The organism is Mycolicibacterium arseniciresistens, assembly GCF_030519285.1.
Lineage (GTDB): Bacteria > Actinomycetota > Actinomycetes > Mycobacteriales > Mycobacteriaceae > Mycobacterium > Mycobacterium arseniciresistens.
The window spans coordinates 1-392 of the sequence record NZ_JAUMSQ010000591.1; the positions used below are offsets into that span (position 1 = coordinate 1).

Here is a 392-nt window from a genome sequence, read left to right on the forward strand (position 1 = left end):
CAACGCGGCGGGCGCGATGGTGGCGCACGCCGGCCTAGCCAGCGACGCCAAGTGGGTGCCCGCCTGGGAGACGGGGCTCGCCCGCGCCTGTGAGGCCATCGACTCCGGGGCGGCCGAACAGCTGCTCGCGCGTTGGGTGCGGTTCACTCAGCAGCTCTGAGCCGTCGAGGGCCTGTTCTGCGGCGATCCGGGCCGAACGCGCCGACGCGGCCCACTCCGCCCACCGGCCTGCGGACCCTGCCGACGACGCCCACCCCGGATCGCAGCGCACGATGCGCACGCCCGGCCGGCTCAGCCAGCGGGTGATCAGGGCCGTCTCCTCGACCAGTGCGCCGCCCAAGGGGGCCGCGGCGGGCAGCACCACCTGAGCGGCGGCGCCCAGCGCCTCCACG

General features: G+C 76.5%; 1 pseudogene. It reads left to right on the forward strand.

Going from position 1 to position 392, the window contains the following annotated elements:
• A pseudogene (locus tag Q2100_RS31670) lies at positions 1 to 160 on the forward strand (anthranilate phosphoribosyltransferase); the annotation flags it as partial.
• Positions 161 to 392 lie beyond the last annotated feature (232 nt).